Origin of the sequence: Dyadobacter linearis (assembly GCF_907165045.1) — a bacterium.
GTDB classification, from domain to species: Bacteria; Bacteroidota; Bacteroidia; order Cytophagales; family Spirosomataceae; genus Dyadobacter; species Dyadobacter linearis.
The window spans coordinates 440,999-460,120 of record NZ_CAJRAU010000003.1 but is presented as its reverse complement, the minus strand read 5'-3'; the positions used below and the strand labels follow the sequence as shown (position 1 = coordinate 460,120).

Genomic DNA, 19,122 nt, shown 5'->3' with positions numbered 1-19,122 from the left:
CGCTTTTTGTTTTTTAGAGTTAAGAAAAACAACCTTAATACAAATGAAACTACTGAAATCGACCGTACTCACGGTATTTGCCGCATTCCTGTTTTTTAGTTGTTCTCCAAAAAAAGAAGATAACCAAACATCAACCGACTCCACGGCTACCTCGGAAGCCAGGGAGATCTGGACCAAGGAGCAGGCGAAAGACTGGTATGCCAAACAAGGCTGGCTGGTAGGCGCCGATTTTTTGCCTAGTACCGCCATTAATCAGCTTGAAATGTTCCAGGAAGCGTCTTTTGACACCGCAACAATCAATCGTGAGCTGGGCTGGGCGGAAGATATTGGCATGAATACGATGCGCGTTTATCTCCACGATCTGCTTTTCCAGCAGGATTCTGCGGGCTTTGTAAAGCGTGTTGGCATATTCCTGGATATTGCTAAGAAGCATAATATCAAACCAATGCTGGTCCTCTTCGACTCCTGCTGGGACCCCTTTCCAAAATTGGGCACGCAACGCGCACCGAAGCCGGGTGTTCATAATTCGGGCTGGGTACAAAGTCCGGGGCTGAATGCATTGAAAGACAGTACCCAATATGCAAGACTGGAAAGATACGTAAAAGGTACAGTAGCTGCATTTGCAAACGACGACCGCGTGCTAGCGTGGGACATTTGGAACGAGCCGGACAACCCAAACACCAGCTCTTACGGGAAAGTCGAAATACCAAATAAAGTAGACTATGTATTGCCTTTGCTCGAAAAATCATTTGCCTGGGCGCGTACCGCTAATCCTTCGCAACCACTTACAGCCGGCGTTTGGAATGGAGACTGGACTTCGCACGAAACTTTGAAACCTATTGAAAAAGTAATGATCGACCAATCGGATATCGTTACTTTTCACAACTACGAGGACGCTGCGGACTTTGAAAAACGCATTAAACAATTACAGCAATATGACCGCCCGATGATCTGCACAGAATATATGTCTCGTGGAAACGGCAGCTTTTTCAAAGGTTCTTTGCCGATCGCAAAGAAATACAATGTAGGTGCGATCAACTGGGGCCTGGTGAGCGGGAAATCTCAAACCATTTATCCCTGGGATAGCTGGAAGAAAACCTACACCAGCGAGCCAGAACTTTGGTTTCATGACATTTTCAGAAAAGACGGAACGCCGTACAAAAAGGAAGAAACGGATCTGATAAAAAGTCTAACGGCATCCAAATAGGATTCGATATTCTGCGAAGCTGAAAAAAAGAGACTTAATACTAAGTTACTATTACAAAGAAGTTGCGTCTAAATGCATAAACACAAATCGTTTATGCAAACACGCTACCCAGTATTTCGAATTGTCCGGAAAGCACTCATTGTAGTGCTTTCCGTGTTTTCAGTCAGTCACGCGCAAACCGTGTATTTCCATCAGGATTTTGCGAAAACGACTTGGCTTGTCAATCCGTTGCCTGATACCGGCCAGTTTAGCCACATGATCCTAACAGCTCCGCAGCTTTCCTATCACAAATTTCACAAGGGATACCTGGAGCTGGTCCGTTCGCAGCAGGATTCGGCGACGGGAGGCATTATCAGGGCAATGCGCGCGACGCCTTTTCAGCCCAGTCCGCAGACATTAATGATTCAAATTACGTTCAGTGCAGAATATTTGCCCTCCGACGCGGCGAATGCGTTATACTTATATGTTGGCGAAAATTTCAATCCGGTTAATAATTCTTTTCCCGGAAATGACCTGATGTTTTCGAAATGTGCGGTCAGTTTTGTAAAGGATTCAATGATCATCAAGGACCCGGAAACCCAGCGGACGAGCAGGTCTATTCCAATAAAAAAGCGCATTACGCTCACCTGGGTATTAAATAATTCCAATGAAATGCTTACCTATCAAATACCGGGCGATTTGCAGGAAAGAGCAGTTTCTTCCGGTACTTATGATTTGTGGGTTGACAATGAGCCAGTTTGTTTAGGTGCTACCGCATATCCGGGAAATGCAGAATTCTCGACCGCAAAGCTTTCCAATTTCGAACTCAGGTTTCGGAATGGACTTGGGAAAATTCGGATCTATGATATATTGATCAGGGAAGGTAAAGTGCCAAAATTACCTGCGGAAGCGATTGCAGTGCCGAATCCAGTCTCAGGAAATTCATTTTCCATTAACACAGACAATATGGATATGTCGACATTACAGCTTGTTTCATTGAAAGGCATTCCGGTAGCTTTTGATATTAAACCATCGAAAAAAGGGTTTTCACGAATATTTGTTCCTGAATATTTTGTGCCGGGTTTTTATATTTTGTGTTATAAAGATCTGCAACGGCGGAGGAAGAATTTGAGAATAGTGGTACAGTAATTTTGCCGGAAGGAGTATGAAATACATCGTTATTTTACTGATCTGCATTGCGCCCTGCCTGGTTTCTGCTCAGAAAGGTGTTTTGGATACAAAGAAATTCAAGCATTACGTCGACGAGTTTAACCAGAAGGACCATGAACTGTACCGGCAAAAATTTCCAAATTCCGAAGCCTGGGCATTTATGGAAGCGAATATTCCATTTTTTGAGTGTCCCGATAAACAGTTGGAAAAGACCTACTATTTCCGGTGGTGGACTTACAGGAAGCACATCAGGGAAACGCCGGATGGGTATGTGATCACAGAGTTTCTTCCGAATGTCCCGTGGGCAGGAAAACACAATACGATTAGTTGCCCGGCGGGTCACCACTTTTACGAAGGCAGGTGGCTGCATAATGCCTCCTATTTGTCGGATTATGCTCAGTTCTGGTTCAAAAAAGGTGGAAATCCCAGATCTTACAGCTTCTGGGCCGCTGATGCGATCACGCGATTTTGCGAAGTGCAGGGTGACTTTTCCGTCGGTTTAAATTTGCTGCCGGACCTTATATCAAACTACAATGCGTGGGAAAGTGAAAAGCTGGATTCTACGGGTTTGTACTGGCAAAAAGACGATCGGGACGGAATGGAAGTATCAGTTTCGGGCGCGATGAGCGAAGGTAAGTTAGGCTATCGCGCTACGATCAATAGCTACCAATATGGCGACGCGAAGGCTATTGCATATCTGGCCGGTTTGAAAAATGACAGAATCACTGAAAATGCTTTCAAACAAAAGGCAGCAGCTATTCGGAAGAATGTAACCGAGAAATTATGGGACGAAAAGGCGCAGTTTTTCAAGGTAATCCCGCGCGGTAAGCCGGAACTTACGCAATCTGATGCGAGGGAATTGCACGGTTTTACACCCTGGTATTTCAATATGCCTGATAATAAATATGCGGTCGCCTGGCAGCAGCTGAGAGATACGTCCGGCTTTTCGGCACCTTTTGGATTGACAAGTGTAGAGCGGCGGCATCCGGACTTTCGGATCAGTTATGAGGGGCACGAATGCCAGTGGAATGGTCCCAGCTGGCCTTTTGCTACTTCGATAACACTTGCGGCGCTTGCCAATCTGCTTAATAATTATCAACAAAAATACCTGACCGGATCAGATTACCTCAAGGCACTGCGTACTTATAGCCGAGCCCATCGTCTTGAAAAAGCAGACGGAACTAAGATACCCTGGATAGACGAAAACCTGAATCCATTCACAGGTGACTGGATTTCGAGAACGCGGCTGAAAAGCTGGGATAATGGAAGCTGGTCGGCCGGAAAGGGAGGCGAGGAACGGGGCAAAGATTACAATCACTCTACCTTCTGCGACCTGATCATTTCCGGATTAATAGGCATCAGGCCGCAGCAAGGCAATATCCTGGTTGTAAACCCGCTGGTACCACAGAACGAATGGGACTACTTCTGCCTCGATCGCGTGAAATATCACAACAGGATACTCACTGTACTTTACGATAGATCCGGGAAGAAATACGGAAGGGGTAAAGGGTTCAGGGTGTTTGTAGATGGGGTTGAGAAATTTGCATCTGACAACATTGCGAAGGCAGAAATACGGTTGTAAAGGACTGTCCGCGGTTCATTTCATCTTAGGCTTAACCACTTGCTCAATATCGGTACCGGTTACTCGGTATCACTTCCGCAGAACAACTTACACATCTATTTTCGTGATTATTTAACAAAAACAACATAGTCATGAAAATGTTATCCCTGAAAAAATTAACCAGTCTTCTATTGTCTATCGCGCTGCTGGCCGGTGCTGTATCCTGTAAAAAAGACAAAGACGATCCTACTCCCGGCGGCAATGGAAATGGCGTGGAAGGATCCTGGAAACTATCCGCAATTACTGTCGATCCTGCGCAGGATGGGATTTCGGATTACCTCGCGTATTTGGAAGCATTGACCGGAACGAAATGTCTCTCGCAAACTACTTTTGTTTTTAAAGGAGATGGTACCGTTTCAGGAAACGTTCCGGCAGGTTGCACGGTGGACGAATCTCCTGTTATTGAAGGAGATGGAGGCTGGAAAGTTGTAGGAAATAAAATCCAGATGACGGATGGAACCGAAGTTGATGAATACGACCTGGAAGTAAAAGGAAACGAAATGAAATGGTCGGATACTGTCACGGAAGACGGCGCTACTTACAAAATGACGCTTGTCTTCAAGAAAGCATAACACTGCGGGTGCTCGAAGGATAGTTGACTGAACACAACTTTCTCTTTAAATTTTAGAAATTATCAAACAAATAGCCGGTCTTATGTCCGGCTATTTGCATAATATTGCAGTCATTCCTAAGAAACCCATATAACTTGAAATGAATACCCTTACGCAAGCACCTCGTTCAGATGCTTCCCACCTTTTTAGTGCACCCGTCATTGTTGCAGCGCTTGGTTACTTTGTCGATATCTACGATTTACTCCTTTTCGGGATCGTGCGCATTCCCAGCCTTGTCTCGCTTGGTTTAACCGAGGCTGAAATTTCCATCACCGGCGCCAGTATTCTGAACTGGCAAATGACAGGATTACTGCTTGGCGGTATTTTGTGGGGTGTTTTGGGAGATAAAAAAGGCAGGCTTTCCGTTTTGTTTGGTTCAATTATCACTTATTCGCTTGCTAATATTGCCTGCGGTTTCGTACAGGATCCGGATGTTTACAAGGTACTGCGTTTCATCGCAGGAGTTGGTTTGGCAGGGGAGCTGGGCGCTGGTATCACGCTCGTTTCCGAAATTTTACCCAAACATCTGCGCGCTATCGGCACTTCGCTGGTAGCAGGTATTGGTCTTTTGGGCGCAGTTGTGGCCTATTTTACGGTTGAGTTCTTCGACTGGCGTTATGCCTACTTTATCGGCGGCGGACTTGGGGTCTCGCTACTTTTGCTGCGCATCGGTGTTTTTGAATCGGGCATTTTCAAGGATATCAAGAATCAGAAACACGTTGAAAAAGGTAACTTTTTTGCTTTGTTCACCAATAGGGAAAGATTATTCAGATATCTCCGTTGTATCGGGATCGGCTTGCCTACCTGGTTTGTGATCGGTATCCTGGCTACTTTCAGTAATGAATTCGGGCGGGCATTGGGTATTGAGGAGGGAATCAAGCCTGGCTTATCCATTATGTGGTGCTATGTCGGATTGTCGATCGGTGACTTGGCGAGCGGATTTATCAGTCACTGGCTCGAATCGCGCAAGAAGGCTGTATTTTATTTGATGATTTTTACGTTAATAGGAAGTTTGGTCTACCTCTACGCAGGACTCAAAACTTCAACCTCTTTTTACGCCACGGCAGGTTTGCTGGGTTTCGGAATAGGTTATTGGGCAATGTTTGTGACAATCGGAGCGGAACAATTTGGGACTAACCTGCGCGCGACGGCGGCCACAACAGTACCTAATATGGTAAGAGGGACGGTGGTGTTAATGACGACTTTATTTGCTACTTTTAAAGAGTCCTTTTCAGTAGTCAACTCTGGTGCATTGGTAGGGGTAATTTGCTTTGCAATAGGCATTTACTGCATTTTGACAATACCTGAAACACACGGCAGGGACTTGGACTTTTTGGAAGAATAGGAGGGAAGATCCCCACAGGTTTTTGAATGTTCACAATCAAATTTTTATAAGTAATGGAAAGACGCATAGCTCTTAAAAGCATGGCGTTGGCTGTGGGTGCTTTGGCCAATTTACCGGCATGGGCGTCGGGGTGGACGAAGGAAACGATCACAAACACTGCATTTCTTTCGGCTGATCAGGCTAAAAACCTGGTAGCAATAGTGGAAACGATGATACCTAAAACCGATACACCGGGAGCGGGTGAATTGGGAGTAGGCGATTTTGTACAGAAAATGGTAACGGATTGCTACGATGCAAAAACGCAGAGCAGCTTTACCAGCGGCATCTCCAATCTCGACCAACAAAGTGTCCAGAAATCTGGCAAATCCTTCGCTGAAAGCAGCAAAGAACAGCGGCTGCAATTGCTGAAAGACCTGGAAGCAAGTTCAGATATGGCGCAAAAGGGATTTTTTAGTCTGGTAAAAAACCTGACCATTCAGGGATACCTGACTTCGGAATACGTAATGACCAACATAACTCACTACGAACTGGTGCCAGCCCGCTACCACGGCTGCGTTCCTGTTAAGAAAGTATAAAAAGGGAGGAAGGAGGAAGGGAGGAGGGAGGAAGGAAAATATCACTTTAATATCCCTTTCCTCCATTCTCCGTTTCTCCATCCTCCCTTAAAAACAACGACTATGGCGAATTTTAATATAGATAGCAAAAAGGCCCGGACTTATGATGCGATTGTGATCGGGTCGGGGATAAGTGGCGGCTGGTCTGCCAAGGAATTGACTGAAAAGGGCTTGAAAACCCTCGTTCTTGAACGTGGCCGGGATGTGCAGCATATTAAGGATTATCCTACCACGAATATGATGCCGTGGGAATTTCCACACCGTGAGAAGCTTCCCAAAGAGGTTACCGACGCAAATCCGATCGCAAGTCGCTGTTATAACTTCAAGGAATCTTCCGCTCACTTTTTTGTGAAAGATAACGAGCATCCCTACGTGCAGGAAAAGCCTTTTGACTGGCTGCGTGGCTACCAGGTAGGGGGGAAATCGCTGCTGTGGGCTAGACAGACGCAGCGTTGGAGCAAATACGATTTCGAAGGTCCGGCGCGGGACAAGTTTGCAGTCGAGTGGCCGATCGGTTACGATGATATTGCACCATGGTACAGCCACGTTGAAAAATTTGCCGGGATTACCGGTAATAAAGACGGGCTGGATTCGCTGCCAGACGGCGAGTTCCTGCCTCCGCATGAGCTGAACTGCGTTGAAAAATATTTCAAAGAGCAGGTTTCCAAACAATATAAGGACCGCCATTTTATCATTGGACGCGCTGCGCATATCACTCAGCCAAATCAAATTCACCTGGATCAGGGCCGGGCGCAGTGCCAGAACCGGACATTGTGCGAACGCGGGTGCCCGTTTGGAGGCTATTTTAGTAGCAACTCATCCACGATTCCGTGGGCAATGAAAACGGGTAACCTTACCCTGCGGCCGCATTCGGTTGTTCATTCTATTATTTACGACGACAAAAAGCAAAAGGCTACCGGCGTAAAGGTGATCGATGCGACTACGAACCAGATGATCGAGTTTTATGCTGATATCATTTTTGTAAATGCAGCTGCATTGAATACAAATCTGATCCTGATGAATTCCACTTCGAGCCGGTTCCCGAACGGACTTGGGAATGATAGCGGCGTGCTGGGTAAATATGTGGCTTTCCACAATTACCGCGCAACTGTTTCCGGTGAGTACGAAGGATTTCTGGATTCTACAACAGATGGTCGCCGACCAAATGGCGGGTATATTCCACGATTCCGGAATGTGTATAAGCAGGAAACTGACTTTTTAAGAGGATATGCGGCAGGTTTCGGTGCAAATCGGCAGACTTCTAACGACCGAAGCGGGATCGGCGAATCTTTGAAGGATGGTTTATTCCAGGTAAAATACGGCAACTGGAGTGTAGGGTCGCACATGATGGGCGAAACCATTCCAAAGGAATCCAACTATGTCTCGCTCGACAAAACGCAAAAGGACGCGTGGGGTATTCCGCTATTAAATATCTCAGTCGATTACGACGACAACGACGAGAAAATGATCAAGGATTATGTGGAGCAGGTAAGTGAAATGTTCACCAATGCGGGCTTCAAAAATATCAGATCAAATGACGGTAAGCGTAACCCGGGAAATGATATTCATGAAATGGGCGGCGCGCGGATGGGTAAAGATCCTAAAACGTCTGTGCTGAACAAATTCAACCAGTTGCACGCGTGTAAAAACGTATTTGTAACTGACGGTGCCTGTATGACTTCTACCTCAACTCAGAATCCGTCGTTAACCTATATGGCGCTTTCTGCCCGGGCTGTGGACTTTGCGGTGAAAGAAATGAAGGCGAAGAATTTGTAATTATAATTTGAAAAACGTTCAAGAGGCTGTCACGAAGTGTGACAGCCTCTTTTTGTATCGGATGATACCTTTTCCTGGATTTTTTTTAAACTTAATTGGGATGACCATTCGTTTTCACCTCAACAAATGGCTCATTGTTGTCGATAAGACTGTCTTTGATTACATACGATTGCAGTTCGTCAAGCTTGATTCTTAAATTCGCAAGGCTACGCAAGGCAGCCTCATCTACATTATTATATTGACCGCCCCATCCACTGCCAGGATCATAGCAGATAGTCATAAGCTTGCCAGCTGCGTAGTAATTAATAATGTAATCGCCTTTTGAGATCACCTCAAAATACTCTTTGGTATTATCGGAATTAGAGTAATGTTCGTAAAATTTCGAAAAAGCCTCACTTCTTACCGAGTCTGAATGTTTAGACTTTAAATAAAAAGTTTCGACCGCCGGATCGACCTTGTTAAAGCAAGCTGCTAAAACAGCAATGCTCAAAATGATAAGTAGTTGATTTGCTTTTTTCATGATTGATTTTATTAAATGCCTACAAAGTCCCATAACAACACTTATCTAGCCTATATTCCTTCTCTACAAGTTTGAGACGCGTTTTTTTAACTTCGGCTAATTCGGATGACCGTTCGTTTTTACGTCAATCCTCGGTTCATTATCATCAATAATGCTGTCCGTGTTTACATACGACCGAAGATTGTCCAGTTTGATCTTCAAATCGGCAAGCCTACGTAAGGTGGCTTCATCTACATTTTTGTATTGACCGCCCCAGCCGCTACCAGGATCATTACAGGTTGTTAATAGTTTGCCCGCCGGGTAGTAGTTGATAATGTAGTCACCCGTTTGTTTTGAGACCACCTCATAATATTCCTTTGTTTTATCGGAATTAGAATAGTGTTCGTAAAGTTTCGAAATAGCCTGGCTCCTTAATGTGTCTGTACGGCCTGAGCTGAAATACAGTGTATCTACCGCCGGATCGACCTTGTTAAAGCAAGCTGCTAAACCAGCAATGCTCAAAATGATAAGTAGGTGATTTGCTCTTTTCATGATTGATTTTATTAAATGCCTACAAGGTCTCATAACAATACTTATCTAGCCTATTCCTTCTCTACAAGTTTGGGACGCGTTTTTTTATTTTGGCTAATTCGGATGACCGTTCGTTTTTACCTCGAGAACGTTATTAGGGTTCTCACTAATTATGCTGTCTTTGGATACATATAATTGCAGGTCAACTAGTTTGATCTTTAAATCTGCAAGCTTACGCAACTCGGCTTCGTCTACATTCTCATACTGATTGCCCCAGCCACTCCCAGGATTAGTACAGGTTGTCAACAATTTGCCGGCAGGATAGTAATTTAAAATATAGTTACCTGTTCTTTTTGAGATCACTTCGTAGTACTCTCTGGTTTTATCCGAATTAGAATAGTGCTCGTAAAGTTTCAAAAGCGCTTGATTCCTTAAAGTGTCCGGATGACCAGTGCTAAAATAGAATGTACTTACCGCCGGATCGACTTTGTTGAAGCAAGCTCCTAGGCCAGCAATGCTCAAAATTATAGCTAGTTGATTTGCTTTTTTCATGATTGATTTCATTCGATGTGTACAAGGTGTTCATAAGGCCCATACATATTGTTATAGAGATTATTCCACCCAGTAGCATTATTTCCTCCATGGGCATTTAGTATCGCGTTAATGGTACCACTCGCATCAATCAAATGCTGATAGAAAATTGCTATTGCTGCTTTTCCTTTCATTTCTGCAATAATCTCGCCATAGTCTGGCATTTTTCTAAATGGCCCTATTCCCCAAGAAGTTTTCTTTTCCATCCAGACTCGCGCAGACATATTGTTGTGTAGATCCATTGCAGCTGCTGTTGAATGTATTTGACCGTCTTTATTCATTTCATGCTTGGAAGTACCATCCTGAACAAAGTCTATTGCCTGATTTTCGCTCGCAGGGGCAGACGTTAGTATATTTCTAATGGCGAATGCATTCCATACAGCATGTCTAAAGGCATTTCCAATTTTACTGTCGGCCAAATTCCCATAAATGGACTGCGTGTAACTATTTGCGTCAAGCCCAGAATTTACGTATGCCAAACCATACGCCGGAACGGTGAGCAAATGCACTTGTTCCTGATCTGATAATTTGCCGGGAGATAGCGTTCTCAGGTTTTCATCACTATTTCCGTAGTTAATAACTTCCAATGTGGCGTCACGTTTACATAAATCCTGGTAGTACTCAAAGATGACAGGCCTTTTGCTATTCACTTCTTCTACCGTTCTGAGCCTCGGAAAGTCTTGAAAAATTCTTTTAAGATCATTTTCAGATATAATATTGTCCGAAGTTATCTTCGGATATCTCTCAACGCACTTCTGCAATATCGGTTGCAATTCCTCAAAGGATAATATGCTCATTTCCGCCGTGGTATTCGTCCGGGCACTTACAAAAAGACTACGATAATAACTTTCGAACTCTTCTGGTGACTGATCAAACAGCGTTTTCGGGAAGCCGGTAGGTACAATGACTGTTTCTCCTTTGAAGTCGATCAGTTCGATTGGATCAGGTTGCTCAGCTGATTTTTGTAGGAATTGTTCTTTACAGCTAAATACCGTACTGGTGAGAGCTATCATAAATAAAGCATTCAGAAACGTTAAGGTATCTGTTAGCTTAATGCACAAAAGTCTTTTCATTTAATTTGAACTTGATGGTGATATAGTGCACCAAAATTCAGTCAAATGAATGCGCGTAAAAAGTCATTTGAGTGATCAAAAATTGACTACTTAAGTGACTTGCATGCTTCGCGCTTTTTTATTAGTTAGAGAGCCGAGGCGGAAACAGAACGCGGAACAATTGTTTGAGCGCCCGCCGATGCTGTCTCGCAAATCTAGCCAGCGTGTTGTGTCCCTTCAATATCAGCTTGTCGCCAATGCGGTTGCGCATCGACCTGATGCTTTCAATCTTCATGTTTGTAATAACAGCAATATCCTTATTGCTCCTGTCTTCCGATATCAGGAGCAAAATTTCCCATTCACGGAAAGTCAGTTCCGTAACCGCGAAGTCGGACAACGATGCATTCTCCTCAGATTCAGTAAAGTCAGGCATTTGCTTTGATTTTTTTGGTAGAAAACACGGAGGTGGAAGGCTTTGCGATGCCTGGATATCGAGGTTTAAGCGTACAAGACAAATATAGCCGAGGTAATATCAACTCAATTTATTACACCAGATGCGTTATTAACCGGCAGACACAAATAATCCTGCGGCATAGCATTAACAAAAGTTTCAGTTTTTTTTAATTAAGACTAAGGGGATTCAAGTGCAAAAAAGTCTTTCTATTATTACATAAATAAAGACTCAATGCAAGATCCTTTGCTTACTAACGAAACGAAGCATTCAAGTCCGTTTGTGTCACCTGCGCAGGAGGTTAAGGTGGAAGCAAACGAAATTGATTCTGCCACTTTCCTGAAAGCTACTTTTGAGCAAAACCCTTCAAAAGGTCTGGAATTGCTGTTCAGGCGTTTTTATACGCCACTTTGCAGCCACGCGGTCAGGTTCGTTTATTCCAAACAGCTGGCTGAAGATCTGGTAAGCGAGGTCTTTTTTCAGTTTTACCGCACCAAAGCATACGAGAATATCACTTCTTCCTACACCAGCTACCTCTTCCGATGCGTGCGAAACGAATGCTATACGTATATGCGTCGGGAGTTTGGGAAAATGGATACGCTGGAAACGACAGAGGAAAACTCCATTTCTTGCTACCAGCAGCTGCCGGATGCTGAAATCCACTACAATAACCTTTTTATAAAGGTGAACGAGGTGATCGCAAGACTGCCGACGCAATGCCAGCGGGTATTCCTGCTCAGCCGGTTCGAAAACAAGAAATACAACGAAATAGCCAACGAGCTTCATATTTCCCCTAAAACCGTAGAAGTACATATCTCAAAAGCACTAAAACATCTGAGGTCCGCCTTGCACGGCGAATGGATGATCTCGCTTGGTTTGACGCTTTTGAGTTTTTCAGAATACTGATCAGCGCCTGTTCAGGCTGTACTTCGAAATGCATTAAAAATGAAAACACTTATATCAAGATATACTCTTTTCGAGTATCTGGCCGGACGCGCCAACCCGCTCGAACGTCAGCTGGTGGAGGACTGGATTATCCGCAAAGAGAATAGCGAACTGTTTCATCAATGGTTGATGGAATATGAATCCAGGCACCCGCAGTTCGCTCCAAACCAGGAAAAAGCACTGGAAAACCTGCTGCAAAAACTTGATGACGATAAGGTTACCGAAAAAAGCCCCGAAAAGCTGAGCAGTTCTGCCGGAATTTCACCTAAACCATTGAATAACCGATCCTGGCTGATCGCGGCGTCGCTCCTGTTGCTGGTGGGTTGTGGCTGGCTGTTCCGTGAGCCGATCCAGTATAAAACCTACCAGACGGGCTACGGCAAAACGACTGATATCTACCTGGAAGACGGCAGCAAAGTTGCGCTTAATGCAAATTCTAAATTAAAAATTCCGCGATTTGGCTTCGACCAAAAAGTGCGGCAGGTAATGCTGGAAGGTGAGGCTGAGTTTTCGGTGAGCCACACTGTTGATAGTAAACTTTTTGTGGTAAAAACATCTGACAAGTTCAAGGTGGAGGTTTTGGGGACGACTTTTTCAGTGTACGCCCGGCCACGCGGAACGAAAGTCTCTCTTACCAGCGGAAGTGTCCGCATTGATTATTCCCAAAACGACCAGAATAAAAAAGTCATGATGGAGCCCGGAGATCAGGCAATACTTGATCCGGTAGGCGAAGTGCAGCTTGAAAAAAAGCAGGATGTTAAAACTTTTGCGAGCTGGAAAGAACATCGCTACGTATTCAATGCGACCCCGGTAAAGGATATTATCTCAATGATCGAAGAGAATTTCGGTCAGAAAGTGAGCCTCTCAGATTCTGCTATCGCCAGGCGCACGATTACGGGGAATTTTAAAACCAAAAATGCCGAAGAACTTTTACGGACGATCTCCGAAGTACTCGATATGAAAATCGAGCAAGATGGCCGCACTATCTTTTTGACAAACAACTGATTATTCTTAACCATTTTATTATGAATGTAATGCTATCAGCTAAGCAATGGGTGGCGATAGGACTTGTCTTGATGACGCAGGTCTCGCACGATGCCCGGTCCCAGGTAATTGCATTTGCATCTGTTCCTACCCGGCAGCATACCGGTTTCGGGCAAGAGATGAAATTGAAAAATGTCCTCCTAGAAATGCAAAAGCATTATGGAGTTGAAATCGTGTTTGAAGATCGGCTCGTTGGCTCGGTGAAGGTTCCTTCCGGCGATATTGACCTGACCCAGACACTTGAAAAAAACCTCGAACAGGTTTTGGGCCAGCACGGTCTTAAATTCAAGAAAACGCGGAAAAGTACTTTTGTGATCATTGATGCCAGAGCAAAGGATTCTCAGGATAAGTCAGAAAAAAAGGAATCGGCCGGCTTGCCCGACCAGTCGGTGAGATCGGAAAATCTTGATGCGCCGGGCACGGGACAGCAGGCTGCGGTTGACCGGACTATCAAAGGAAAAGTAGCTGACGAATCGGGTGCGGGCTTGCCTGGCGTGAGCGTAGTATTGAAAGGAACGCAGCGCGGAACATCCACAGGCGGAAGTGGCGAATTTACATTGGAGATACCCGACGGCGGCTCTAATGTGCTTGTATTCAGTTTTGTGGGATTTAAATCTCAGGAAGTTGCAGTCGGGAACCAGTCCGACTTTAATGTGGCGCTGGTACCGGACGAGAATTCTCTGGACGAGATCGTGGTCGTTGGTTACGGTACTGTTAAAAAGTCTGACCTGACCGGCGCAGTAGGTACGATCAAGGGCGAGGTGTTGCAGGAGCGTCCGGCTTCTTCACTAAACCAGGGACTTTCCGGCCGCATTGCGGGAGTGAACGTATCGTCCAATTCGGGCCGGCCGGGTGGGCGCGCGAATATCCGGATCCGTGGCGCGAGCTCGATCAGCGTTTCAAATAATCCGCTATATGTGATCGACGGTGTGATCCTGAATGCAGTGGACCTGGCCAACGGAAGTACACCGATCGATTACCTTAACCCGAATGATATTGCTTCGATCGAAGTATTGAAAGATGCTTCTTCAACGGCTATTTACGGAGCGAGGGGCGCGAACGGGGTTATTCTGGTAACCACAAAACGCGGGACTTCCGGAGGCGGCAAAATTACTTACGATTCCGATTTCAGTATCGGTGTAGCACCTAAGAAACTGCCGGTTTTGAATTCGAGGGAATTCCTGGCAGTGGAAGAACTGGCTTATACCAATGCAGCAAAATACGATCCGGTAGGCTGGGCAACCGGTACTAAATACACCGATCCGAAAAAGAAACGCACCAATCCGCTGTTGTTCGATTCGAATGGGAATCCGCTGTACGATACTGACTGGCAGGATGAAGCATTTCAAAAAGCTTTTACCCAAAATCACCAGCTCGGCATGACGGGTGGAAGTGAAAAAGGAAGCTATGGTGCATTCCTGAACTACCGGAATGAAAACGGTATTGTGCGGGAATCGTGGCAGAAGCGATTTGCAGGCCGGTTTGTATTTGATAGTCAGATTAAAAGCTGGCTGAAAGTTGGCGGTACCCTGGGTTACACGGACCAAAATGAAAAGCAGATCGATCAGCTTGGCGGCGGCGGTATTACGGCAATGCGCCAGGTTTTGGAAGCTTTGCCTATTATTCCTGTCAAATATCCTGACGGCCGCTGGGCAAGTAACCGCGATTATCCGGGAATGGAAGGCGGCGACAGCCCGTTGCGTGTAGGTGCGGAGCGACTTTCTTACCTGCGTACCCAGACGATGCTCGGCAATATGTACGCGACGATCAGTCTGGCTCCCGGGCTCGATCTGCGTTCTACGATCGGAACGAATGTGATCAACCAGCGGGAGGATTATTTTGCCGCCGCCGGGCTGCAATACATTTCCAACAATGGCGATGCTTCTGTGAATAACAGGCGGTTCAATTCCTGGCAGTTTGAGAATTACCTGACCTATGTAAAGGACTTTGGTAAAATACATTCTGTGAATGCAATGCTGGGGTTATCATGGCAGCATGTGGATCGTTTTGAGAATCTGGCGAGAAGTCAGAATTTCACAGATACCTACTTTCAGTTCAATAACCTGGGTGCCGGCGCTACTGCACTTGCCCCAAGTTCCAATGCATCTGCTTACGGTCTGAACTCGTATTTCGCGCGTTTGAATTACAGTCTGCTCGATAAGTACCTTGTTACATTCACGGGTCGTATTGATGGTTCGTCCAAATTCGGGGCAGCCAACAGGTATGCGTTTTTCCCGTCGGCTGCGGTTGCGTGGAGAGTTTCGGAAGAAGAATTCCTGAAAACAAGTACGACCATATCAAACCTGAAAATACGCGCCAGCTACGGAGCGACTGGTAACTCCGAAATTCCTGCTTATCGTGCTTTGGCTGGGATGACCAACAATATTGCCAATGTGATCGATTACAGCGTTATTTTCAGTGGCGAGCGGAATATCGGTACGGGTATCAGCCGGATGTCGAATTCGAATTTACAATGGGAGAAAACGCAGCAGGTCGATCTGGGTATAGAGCTGGGTTTGTTCTCTAACAGACTGAGTTTCGAGCTGGATCTTTACCGTCGGAAAGTCAATGAAATGCTATTGGACGCGCCACTTCCTTTGAGCAGCGGTTACAGCAGCATTTATACGAATATCGGAAGTATGGAAAATAAAGGTTTGGAGTTTGCGGTGAATTCCACCAATATCAAACTCGGTGATTTCTCCTGGAATACAACCTTTAATATTTCGGTAAATAAAAATAAGGTACTCGCATTATCCGGCGGCAGCGACATTTTCTCGGGTGCTACGGTGATCAGGGTAGGAGAGCCGGTGGGTTCATTTTTTGGCCGGGTGCATCAGGGAACGTATTCAACCGCAGAGGCTGAGCTGGCTAAAAAATACAACGAGCTGCCGGGCGATGTGAAATACCAGGATCTGAACAATGACGGAACGATCAATGATAACGACCGCACTATTATCGGAAAAGGTATCCCGGACGGATTTGGAACATTCCTGAATACATTCCAGTACAAAGCCTGGTCGCTGACAGTTGACCTGCAATACATGTACGGAAACGATGTGCTTGACAGAAGTATTCACTCGGCGGAAGACAGACAAGGTATTGCAAACAGCTACAAAACGGTTTTGAATGCCTGGACAGAAACCAACCAGAATACGCCTATTGCCCAGGTGAGGCCGATCAATGCTGGATATGATACCAATAATGATAGCCATAAAGTAACAGATGCTTCCTTTATCAGGGGCCGCAACCTGCTGCTCGCCTATTCATTTTCACCTGAACTTGTATCGAAACTGAAACTGGACAGGCTGAGAGCTTATGTATCTGTTCAAAACTTCTTCGTAGCCACCAAATACAAAGGTTATGATCCCGAAGTTTCCAATTCCGGCTCTCCTTTCGACCAGGGTTTGGGATTGTATGATTATCCCAAGCCGCGTGTATTTATGCTGGGATTAAACATTGGTTTATAAAATACGGACTCTTATTCAGAAGCAATATGAATCGAATATCAAATAAAATAGGATTGCTCGCGACAGTGGTGAGCATATTTTTCGCCACAGGTTGCAACGATTTTCTGGAAGAGACAGACCCGAGCAACTTCACGACGGACAGCTACTTTACGCAGCCGGCCCACGGCAGAAGTGCGGTCAATGCGATTTATGCAAGTTTGCGGGAGCCGCTCGGCAGCGGGTTTGGAGGAGGAGCCTGGATGATGACAGAGTTCGCAACCGGCCTCGCAAATACCGACCTTGGGCAGGCTGTAAACAGCTATTTTGTCAAAGATCTGCGTAATACATCGGATAATGGTTACGGCCAGACGTACTGGGCAGCCTATTACCGCGGGATTGCGAATGCAAATTTGTCCATTGAAAAAATCCCGGGTATTCCTGCTATGAATGCGGCAGAGGCGGCGAAGCTGGTCGGCGAGGCGCAATTTCTGAGGGCATTTTATTATTTCAACCTGGTGCGGATGTTCGGAAATATTCCCCTTGTGACGGAATCTGTGAACCTGCAATCGCCGCAACTGAAACCTTCTCAGGCGACAGTGGAAGAAGTTTACAATTATATTGTGGCAGATCTGAAAGCCGCCGAAGCATCGGGCTTACCCTGGGCAGATCCTTCCGGAAAGGTTTCTATGGGAGCGATCAAATCGTTGCTAGCTCAGGTTTACCTGACAATGGCCGGTTACCCGCTGCAAAAAGGAGCTGCATATTACGAGCTGGCAGCCAAAAAAGCGGAAGAGGTGATCGATTCAAAACAGTTCAGGTTGTTTACTACCTACAACGATCTGCATAATCCTGCAAAAAAGAATGTGGAGGAAAATATCTTCATGATCCAGTTCAAAACCCAGATACTACCTTCTGGCTGGCAGGTGTCTATCATTCCTTACAACAAGAATATCTCCCAGTATTCGGATGAAACCGGCGGGATTTATTCTACTGCGGATTTTGTAAAATCGTACGATTCGGCGGATTTGAGAGCGAAGGAAAAGCAGTTTTTCTATACCAAATTCACAGATGAAGCCGACAGGAACAAAGTGGTAGATCTGGGTGGGAATTTTATTTACAAACATTTTGATGTTACAGCACAGACAAGCACTGCCAACAGTGACCTGAACTGGCCGGTGATCAGGTATGCCGATGTGTTGCTCACTTATGCCGAGGCAGCGAACGAAGCCACCGGGCCTTCTGTAAAGGTTTATGAATCTTTAAATGCGGTCCGCACGCGGGCGGAACTGCCTGCATTGGCCGGCCTGACAAAGGACGGACTTCGCGAGGCGATCTGGCGGGAACGCTGGTATGAGCTTTGTTTTGAGAATATAACCTGGTTTGATATGGTACGTCTGCGAAAAGCATTCAATGTGACTACCAAAAAATTTGACAACTATGTAGGGCACAAATTCTCTTACGGACCGACAGTTACCGCGCGTGAACTGCTATTCCCGATACCTACTTCGGAAATGAGGAACAATACGAATTTGAAACAAAACGAAGGATATTAATGCTTGAAAAAATTGGCAATTAAGGTGCCGCCTGACGTAGGTGTTTCATTATCTGATAGCCAAACCCCTGGAAACTTTTCAGGGGTTTGTTCATTTAAGAGACCGCGTTGGCATTAAAATTTAGTGGTGTTTAAATTTTCAACCAATAAATTCATCAACAGATATGAAAAAGACAATGAGCGTATGGGTCGCTGGGACCATGATTTTAATGGCTTCGATGACATTCAGCTGTAATTCAGGTGCAGATAAGGATAGAAAAGAACTTGCGAATGCAGAGGAAGAGGCACTGGAAGCGGCTGAAAAGACCTCTGAGGTAGTATCCAATGATACCAGCAAAGAAGAAATGTCGAAGGCGAAAGAGGAATTGCTGGATGCAAATGCGAAGCTCAATGAAAAGCAGCAGGAATACCTCACTTCACTCAAAGAACGTGAAACGACAATTCAGGATCGTATTAAAAAGCTGGACGAGAAACTTCAATCGGCCAATGATAATTCTAAAAAGCGATTGACGGAAAGAAGGGATAAATTCACCAAAGAGCGCGATCTGCTGCAAGCCAATATTCTGGAATTGCAAAAACCGATGGAGGATAAGCGACTGGAAACCGTACAGAAAGAAGTACAGCAACGTGTGGTTGCAATTGATAAGGAGTTAAGTCAGCAAGACTAAATTCTAAATCTTCAAATAGC

17 protein-coding genes are annotated in these 19,122 nt (G+C 45.3%); 12 read left to right on the top strand and 5 right to left on the bottom strand.

Going from position 1 to position 19,122, the window contains the following annotated elements; all coding sequences use genetic code 11:
* Window positions 1-43: 43 nt before the first annotated feature.
* The 7 genes from KOD92_RS12385 to KOD92_RS12355 all read left to right on the top strand — a co-directional run bounded on the left by KOD92_RS12385 (window position 44) and on the right by KOD92_RS12355 (window position 8,323).
* Complete coding sequence (locus KOD92_RS12385) at window positions 44-1,207, top strand: cellulase family glycosylhydrolase (RefSeq protein ID WP_215233884.1); 1,164 nt, start codon at window positions 44-46, stop codon at window positions 1,205-1,207.
* Window positions 1,208-1,300: 93 nt separating this feature from the next.
* The gene (locus KOD92_RS12380) at window positions 1,301-2,335 is read left to right on the top strand and encodes a T9SS C-terminal target domain-containing protein (RefSeq protein WP_215233883.1); all 1,035 of its coding nucleotides are present in this window, start codon (window positions 1,301-1,303) and stop codon (window positions 2,333-2,335) included.
* Window positions 2,336-2,351: 16 nt separating this feature from the next.
* Window positions 2,352-3,938, top strand: a complete 1,587-nt coding sequence (locus tag KOD92_RS12375) for an MGH1-like glycoside hydrolase domain-containing protein (RefSeq protein WP_215233882.1) — start codon at window positions 2,352-2,354, stop codon at window positions 3,936-3,938.
* Between the two features lie 131 nt (window positions 3,939-4,069).
* Window positions 4,070-4,549 (top strand): lipocalin-like domain-containing protein, encoded by a 480-nt coding sequence (locus KOD92_RS12370; protein ID WP_215233881.1) that lies wholly within the window; start codon window positions 4,070-4,072, stop codon window positions 4,547-4,549.
* Window positions 4,550-4,688: 139 nt separating this feature from the next.
* Window positions 4,689-5,933 (top strand): MFS transporter, encoded by a 1,245-nt coding sequence (locus KOD92_RS12365; RefSeq protein ID WP_215233880.1) that lies wholly within the window; start codon window positions 4,689-4,691, stop codon window positions 5,931-5,933.
* Window positions 5,934-5,986: 53 nt separating this feature from the next.
* On the top strand, window positions 5,987-6,508 hold the full coding sequence (locus tag KOD92_RS12360; RefSeq protein ID WP_229254652.1) for a gluconate 2-dehydrogenase subunit 3 family protein: 522 nt from the start codon (window positions 5,987-5,989) through the stop codon (window positions 6,506-6,508).
* A 102-nt stretch (window positions 6,509-6,610) separates the two neighbouring features.
* Window positions 6,611-8,323 carry a GMC oxidoreductase gene (locus tag KOD92_RS12355; protein ID WP_215233879.1) on the top strand — a complete coding sequence of 571 codons (1,713 nt, stop codon included), beginning with the start codon at window positions 6,611-6,613 and terminating at the stop codon, window positions 8,321-8,323.
* A 91-nt stretch (window positions 8,324-8,414) separates the two neighbouring features.
* Here KOD92_RS12355 and KOD92_RS12350 read toward each other — a convergent pair whose 3' ends face one another.
* From KOD92_RS12350 to KOD92_RS12330, 5 genes are all read right to left on the bottom strand, one after another.
* Window positions 8,415-8,843, bottom strand: coding sequence for a hypothetical protein (locus tag KOD92_RS12350; protein WP_215233878.1), 429 nt, complete (start codon window positions 8,841-8,843; stop codon window positions 8,415-8,417).
* Window positions 8,844-8,939: 96 nt separating this feature from the next.
* Window positions 8,940-9,374, bottom strand: coding sequence for a hypothetical protein (locus tag KOD92_RS12345; protein ID WP_215233877.1), 435 nt, complete (start codon window positions 9,372-9,374; stop codon window positions 8,940-8,942).
* Window positions 9,375-9,467: 93 nt separating this feature from the next.
* Entirely contained in the window at window positions 9,468-9,905 is a 438-nt protein-coding gene (locus KOD92_RS12340; RefSeq protein ID WP_215233876.1) for a hypothetical protein, read from the bottom strand.
* An 8-nt stretch (window positions 9,906-9,913) separates the two neighbouring features.
* Window positions 9,914-11,017 carry a DUF6973 domain-containing protein gene (locus tag KOD92_RS12335; RefSeq protein ID WP_215233875.1) on the bottom strand — a complete coding sequence of 368 codons (1,104 nt, stop codon included), beginning with the start codon at window positions 11,015-11,017 and terminating at the stop codon, window positions 9,914-9,916.
* A gap of 121 nt (window positions 11,018-11,138) precedes the next feature.
* The gene (locus KOD92_RS12330; RefSeq protein ID WP_215233874.1) at window positions 11,139-11,429 is read right to left on the bottom strand and encodes a LuxR C-terminal-related transcriptional regulator; all 291 of its coding nucleotides are present in this window, start codon (window positions 11,427-11,429) and stop codon (window positions 11,139-11,141) included.
* Between the two features lie 252 nt (window positions 11,430-11,681).
* Here KOD92_RS12330 and KOD92_RS12325 point away from each other — a divergent pair, with 252 nt between their 5' ends.
* The 5 genes from KOD92_RS12325 (at window position 11,682) to KOD92_RS12305 (ending at window position 19,102) form a co-directional block, all read left to right on the top strand.
* Window positions 11,682-12,353: an RNA polymerase sigma-70 factor gene (locus KOD92_RS12325; RefSeq protein WP_215233873.1), complete on the top strand. Its 672-nt coding sequence runs from the start codon at window positions 11,682-11,684 to the stop codon at window positions 12,351-12,353.
* Window positions 12,354-12,392: 39 nt separating this feature from the next.
* On the top strand, window positions 12,393-13,397 hold the full coding sequence (locus KOD92_RS12320) for a FecR family protein (protein ID WP_215233872.1): 1,005 nt from the start codon (window positions 12,393-12,395) through the stop codon (window positions 13,395-13,397).
* Window positions 13,398-13,417: 20 nt separating this feature from the next.
* On the top strand, window positions 13,418-16,903 hold the full coding sequence (locus tag KOD92_RS12315) for a SusC/RagA family TonB-linked outer membrane protein (protein ID WP_215233871.1): 3,486 nt from the start codon (window positions 13,418-13,420) through the stop codon (window positions 16,901-16,903).
* 26 nt (window positions 16,904-16,929) lie between these two features.
* Window positions 16,930-18,435 carry a RagB/SusD family nutrient uptake outer membrane protein gene (locus tag KOD92_RS12310; RefSeq protein ID WP_215233870.1) on the top strand — a complete coding sequence of 502 codons (1,506 nt, stop codon included), beginning with the start codon at window positions 16,930-16,932 and terminating at the stop codon, window positions 18,433-18,435.
* Between the two features lie 163 nt (window positions 18,436-18,598).
* A complete protein-coding gene (locus tag KOD92_RS12305; RefSeq protein WP_215233869.1) occupies window positions 18,599-19,102 on the top strand; it encodes a hypothetical protein in 504 nt (167 codons plus the stop codon).
* Window positions 19,103-19,122 lie beyond the last annotated feature (20 nt).